The sequence below is a fragment of the Rhizobacter sp. P2_H3 genome, from assembly GCF_056403355.1.
Genome location: NZ_JBFUFQ010000303.1, coordinates 1 through 6,090 on the forward strand (window position 1 = coordinate 1; position 6,090 = coordinate 6,090).

4 protein-coding genes are annotated in these 6,090 nt (G+C 73.0%); 1 reads left to right on the forward strand and 3 read right to left on the reverse strand.

The features are described from left to right. The 3 genes from AC1D1T_RS29385 to AC1D1T_RS29395 all read right to left on the reverse strand — a co-directional run. A partial coding sequence (locus tag AC1D1T_RS29385) for an immunoglobulin domain-containing protein (RefSeq protein WP_477993019.1) occupies window positions 1-2,090 on the reverse strand: 2,090 nt, incomplete at its 3' end. Between the two features lie 48 nt (window positions 2,091-2,138). Further along, a complete protein-coding gene (locus AC1D1T_RS29390) occupies window positions 2,139-3,044 on the reverse strand; it encodes a c-type cytochrome (protein ID WP_477840308.1) in 906 nt (301 codons plus the stop codon). A 95-nt stretch (window positions 3,045-3,139) separates the two neighbouring features. Further along, window positions 3,140-3,484: a cupin domain-containing protein gene (locus AC1D1T_RS29395; RefSeq protein ID WP_197067028.1), complete on the reverse strand. Its 345-nt coding sequence runs from the start codon at window positions 3,482-3,484 to the stop codon at window positions 3,140-3,142. A gap of 135 nt (window positions 3,485-3,619) precedes the next feature. Between AC1D1T_RS29395 and AC1D1T_RS29400 the strand changes: the two genes are divergently transcribed. Continuing rightward, the coding region (locus AC1D1T_RS29400; RefSeq protein ID WP_477993020.1) for a winged helix-turn-helix domain-containing protein at window positions 3,620-6,090 on the forward strand (2,471 nt) is incomplete at its 3' end.

A 6,090-nucleotide genomic window follows, 5' to 3' on the forward strand; every position in this document is an offset into this window, starting at 1 on the left:
GTCGTGCCCGGTGCGGGCGCGGCCCCGCCATCCAGCGTGATGCCTGCCGTGCCGCCGCCGCACACCGCGCTGACCGCCAGCACCTTGAAGCCGTCGTCGGCGAACTGCAGCGGTGCGCCGGCGGCTTCCATGCCTGGCAGCCACGCGGTCATCAGCGCGAGCAGCTTCGCCTGCTGGTCGTCGCTGGCCTGGTTGACCGTCAGCGTCGCGGCGGCGCTCGTCACGCTGCCCTTCGCATTCTTCACGACCACCTGGAACTGCGCGCCGTTGTCGGCCGCGGTCACCGCGGCCAGCGTCAGCACGTTGGCCGATGCGCCGGCGATGTCGGTGCCGTTGCGTTGCCACTGGTAGGCGAGCGGTGCGCTGCCCTTGGCCTCGACCGCGAAGACCGCCGAGCTGCCGACGTTGACGACGATGCCCTGCGGCTGCGTCGTGATCACCGGCGGCGATTGCGCCGGGATGACGGTGAGCTTCGCCGCGTCGGTCGTCAGCGTGCCGCCGGCGTTGCTCACGGTGACGCTGAACAGCGCGCCGTCGTCGCCCTCGACCGTCGTGAACGCGTAGCTGGGCGATGCCGCACCGGCGATCGCCTGGCCGTTGCGCTTCCATTGGTAGGTGAACGGCGCACTGCCGGTCACGCCCACCGTGAAGACGGCGGTCTCGCCGGCATTCACCGTCGCGTCGCGCGGTGCCCAGGCCAGCGTCGGCGGGATCGGCGTCGCGCTGACGGTGAGCTTGGCGGTCGTGGTCGTCACGCTGCCGGCGGCGTTGGTGGCCTTCAGGCTGTAGACGGCGCCGTTGTCAGCCAGCGTCACCTCCGGCAGCCACAGGAAGCTGCTGTCGCTGCCGGCAATCTCGACGCCGTTGCGCAGCCAGACATAGGTCATCGGCTGCGTGCCGTCGATGGTGGCGTAGAACATCACGGTCTCGCCGATCGCCACCGTCTGCGCGCGCGGGTTGCTCGTCACCTTCGGCGCGAGCTTGCTGCCGGTGGTCGCGGTTTCCAGCACCATGCATTCGGTCATCGCGCCGTTCTCGCTCCCCATCGTCACTTCGTGGATGGCGGTGACGAGCTTGTCGGTCGCGGCCCACACCGAGGTGGTCGAATCCTTGCGCACCTGCACGACGAAATGGCCGGTGGCGTCGGTGATCGCCGAGCTGCGCCCGGAGTAGTCGACGCCGCTGGTGCTGACCAGCACGTTCGCCGCCGGCTTGCCGTCGGCGGTCACCACGCAGCCTTCGAGGTCGACGGTCTCGGCGACCTGGTCGGCGTTCCAGTAGCTGAAGTGCGTGACGGTGCCTTCGTAGTACTGGTTCGCGCCGGTGCCGCTCAGCGTGGCCGTGCCTTCCTGCACCCAGCGCGCGCTGGCCTCGTCGAAATGCCACAGCGGCACGCTGGCCGGCGGGTTCGGCGAGCGGGTCGACAACGGGATGCGCACGGTGGCCTGGCTGCCGGGCTTCAGGTTCAGGCGCTTGCCGTCGGCATCGCGCAGGTCGACCTTGACCGCACCGAAGCTCTCGATCGCGCGCACGCTGCCGTTCTGCAGCGTCGTGTAGCCGCCGGGCATGCGCTCGGGGTCACGTGCCGGGTCGACCGGCGTGACGCTGACCGACACGGTGCCGGCCGCGGGCGCGCCGGTCTCGGCGTCGACCAGGCTGGCGGCCGGCAGCGCCACTTGCGCGGTGCCGGCGGCGTTGCCGATGACGGCGCTGGCCGCAGCGGAGAAGGTCTGCGGCGCGGCGAGCTTCAGCAGGCGCACGCGGATGTCGGCCGTGCTGCCGGTGGCGAGTTTGACGACGGCGACGTTCGCACCGTGTTGGGTGGCTTCGACCTTGACGGTCACGCGCTCGGCCGGCGCGACGCCGGTCAGCGTGAAGCTGCCGTCGTTCGCGGTCTTCGTGCTCGCGCTGCCGGCCGTGACGGTGGCGTTGGCGACGGCCTGGTCGCTGTCCATGTCGACGACGTGCCCGGTGACGCTGGCGGTGGCCGGTGGCGGGTTGTTGCCGCCATCGTTCGAATCGCCGCCGCCGCACGCGGCGAGGGCGAGGCTGGCGAGCAGGGCGGCCAGCCCGTGGGTGAATGATTTCATCATCGGTGTCCCTTGGTGAGGATTGAGGAGGGCTTCAGGAAGAGGGCTTCAGCGGTTGCCGGCGGCTCGCGGCGCCAGCCCCTTCAGGTGCAGGTACAGCGCCTGCGCATCGGTGTCGTTCAGCGCCTGCAGCGATTCGAACGGCATCACGCGGCTGATCGCACTGCCGTCGGGGCGCCGGCCGCTGCGCAGCATCCGGACGAACGCGCCCGCATCGGCGTAGTGCGCCATCGCACTGGCGTCGCCCGGTGTCAGGTTCGCGGCGGCCGGCCATTCGGGCGGCGCACCGGGAATGCGCCCGCCCGACAGGCCGGCGCCGTGGCAGCCGATGCAGGCGTTCGCGACGTAGGCACCGTGCGCGGCGGTCGGCGCCTCGGGCACCGGCTGCGACGGTGGCAGCGCGTGGTCGATGATCTCGGCCGCGTCGTGGATCACGCCGGCGGCATACAGCGCCTTCACCGGCAGCGGGAACTCGATCACCGCGGGACCACCGGTCGCGGCCGGCATCTGCCGCAGCCAGGCGATCAGCGCGCCGAGGTCGGCATCGGTCAGCCGGTTGTAGTCCTCGCTCGGCATCACGATCGCCGGGCGGCCGTCGGGCTTCACGCCGTGGCGCACGGTGCGCACCCAGTCGGCCACCGTGTAGCGCTCGACCGCGCTGCCCGGCGCCGGCGTGATGTTGGGCGCGCGCACCCGCATGCCCTTGCCGTCGTTGACGACGTCCTTGCCGCCACCGTCGACGCCATGGCATTCGGTGCAGCCGCGCGACAGGTACAGGTACTTGCCGCGCGCGAGCCCGGCGTCATCGCCCGGCAGCGCCACCGGGCCGACTTGCAACGCGACCTGCCGCTGCATCTTGCGTTCGCCCAGCTGCGCACCGAGCACCAGGGCCGCGGCACCGGTGGCGACCAGGCCGCACAGCGCGAAGGCGCCGCGTTTCAACCATGTGTTCATCGTGAGGACTCCGGGTCAAGCGGGTGTTGCAGTGAGGCTCGCAGTGTTCCGGGAGCCTCATGCCGTCACATCGCCCGAAGGAGCCACCGGCCGCGTCAGCGAGGAGCCACCCCTTTCGGGGGAGCTGCGACTGCAACCAGTTGCAACAGCCCGCCGCCGTGGTTGACGACCTGGTGCTCCGCACCCGCCGGCACGATCAGCGTGCACGGTGCCTGGAAGCGCTGCGGCCCGTCGGGCAGCTGCAGCTTGCCGCTGCCCTGCAGCACGAGGATCGCCAGCTCGCCGTCATGGCGGTGGCAGCCGGTGGCCGCGCCCGGTTCCAGCTGCTGCGTCCAGGCTTCGAACGCATGGATTCCCTGCGCCGCCCCGGCGACGCCGACACGCGGGTTCGGGCCGTCCGGCGGGTCGCGGGGCAGGGCGCTGTGGCTGATGACAAGCATGCCGCGATGCTGCGGGCCGGCGGCCCTGGCCCGCATCGGCCGAAGGAGCCATCGGCCGCCGGACGGCGGGCCATCCCCTCATTTGAGGAGGTCGCGCAGCGCGCCGTGCCGGCGGTGCGCCGTCAGAATCCCGCGATGTCGTCGACCGCCCTCTCCGGAGCCGCTCCCCATGCCTTCGCGCTGGCCAAGATCCAGCCGCCGCGCCCGCGCACCAGCCTGGTCGGGCGGCCGGTGCTGGAGCATGCGCTGGGCGTGGCACTGCAACAGCAGCGGCTGACCTTGCTGCTCGCACCGGCGGGTTACGGCAAGACCTCGGCGCTGGCGCGGCAGATCCGCCTGCTGCCGCCGGGCACCGCGCTCGCGTGGGTGACGGCCGACGAGGACGACCAGCTGCCGCGCTTCCTCGCGTGCCTGGGCAGCGCGCTGGAGCCGCACGACCTGCCGTGGCGCGTCGACCCCGATGCGCTCGCCACGCTGGCGCTCGGCGAGCGCGGGCTGCGCGCGGTGGCCGACGAGCTCGTCAATGCGCTGGCCGGCGCCGAGCGCGCGCGTGGCCTGCTGGTGCTCGACGACGTGCACCGCATCGCCGACCCGCAGGTGTTCGAGCTGCTGCAGTTGCTGATCGAGCGGCTGCCGCAGCCGTGGGGTGTCGTGATGGCGAGCCGGCTGGAGCCGCCGCTCGCGATGGGCCGCTGGCGCGCGGCCGGCGAGCTCAGCGAGTTCCGGCAGTATGAACTGCGCTTCAGCGAGAACGAGGTGGCCGACCTGCTGGCGAGCGCCGGGATGCCGGCCGAGGCGGGGGCCGCGCGCGAACTGCTGGAGCGCACCGACGGCTGGCCTGCCGGGCTGCGCCTGAACCTGACGGCGCGGCCGGGTGCGCCCGGGGCGCGCGCCGGCGCGTTGACGCAGCGCCACCTGTTCGACTACCTCGCCGCCGAGGTGCTCGACGAGATGCCCGACGAGCTGCGCAGCTTCCTGCTGTGCTGCGCGGTGCTGCCCGAGCTGACCGTGGCACGCTGCGCGCACGTGAGCGGCTCGCCGCATGCGGCGCGGCTGCTGGCCGAGGTGGAGCGGCGCGGCCTGTTCGTCAGCGTGCTCGATGCCGACGAGCTGACGCTGCGGCTGCACGACCTGTTCCGTGATTTCCTCGAAGACCGGCTGCAGCGCGAGCGCGCCGCCGACCTGCCGGCGCTGTTGCGCCGCGCGGCCGAGGGCGAGGACGACCTGCCGCGCGCCGTCGGCTACCTGGCGCGGGCGGGCGCGTGGGACGAGGCGGCCCAGGCCGTGGCCGGGCGGGGCGCCGAGCTGCTGGCGATCGGCGGTGCGCCGAGCCTGGCGCGCATGCTGGCGCTGTTTCCACCGGCGGAGTTCGACGGGCGGCCCGAGCTGCATTTCCTGCGCGGGCTCAGCTGCTTCCCGAGCTTCGCGTTCGACACGATGCTGGCCGCGATGCAGCAGGCCGAAGCCGGCTTCCGCGCGGCCGGCCGCGATGCGCAGGCGTGGCGCGCGCGGGCCTATGCCTGCCTCGCGATGCAGAACATGGCGCAGACCGAGGTGGCCGCGCGCGAGCTGCCGAAGCTGCTGGCGCTGCCGCTGGACGACGGCACGCGCGCCTTCGTGTGCTTCGGCTCGGCGTGGGCGGCCTATGCGCAGGCGCGCGCGGCCGACGTGGCGCCGTGGTTCGAGCAGATGCTGCAGGCGCTGGAGCGGGTGCCCGAGCCGGCGGTGTGGGATGCCTGCTTCTTCCACAGCCTGATGGTCGGCATGCCGGGCATGGACGTGCTGCTGGAGCGCTTCGGCCAGCGCGCGACGGTGTTGTTCGGCGACACGCCGACGCAGCTGCGCGCCGGCGTGCTGCATGCGCGCGCATGGCTCGCGTTCTCGGCTGGGCGGCTCGACGAGGCCGAGCACTGGCTGGCGCGCGCCGACGAGGACTGCCGCTGGCTCGGCCGGCCGCGCAGCGTGCTGACCGAGAACCACATGGCGCACACGCTGATCGATGCGGTGTGCGGGCGGCGCGAGGCGGCGTATGCGGCGGCGCTGGAGGGCCGGCACGACCTCGCCGAGCACGGTTCGGCGCCGAACCGGCTGACGCACGAGTACGAGCTGCTCTTCACGCACAGCCGCGCGGCGTGGATCCTGCAGGACGAGGCGAGCTTGCGCGAACTGGATGCGCGGCTCGCGCAGGTGCTGAATCCGTACGAGTGGGCAGCGGCGTCATTCGACCGCAGCTTCAGCCGCGCATTCGTCGCGATGGTGGATGGGCGGCTGGCCGATGCGCAGGCGCTGCTCGCGCCGCTGGCGCTCGATCAGGAGCCGTCGTGCTTCTTCCCGGCAGGGCAGGCGACGGTGCTGCTGGCGGATGTGCGGCTGCGGCTCGGCGTGGTCGACGAGGCCGCGGCCACGCTACGGCCCTGGATTGCGCGGGCGATGGAGGGCGGTTCGGTCGGCGGCGCGCTGCTGTGCGGCTGGCCGGTGCTGCAGCGGCTGCGCGACACGCGCTGGGGCGAGCGCCTGTCGGCGGACGAGAAGGGGGTGCTCGCGAAGCTGGCGGCGACGCTCGCGCCGCGCGAGGACCCGGCGGTGCGCGCCGCGCGGCCGGGGGG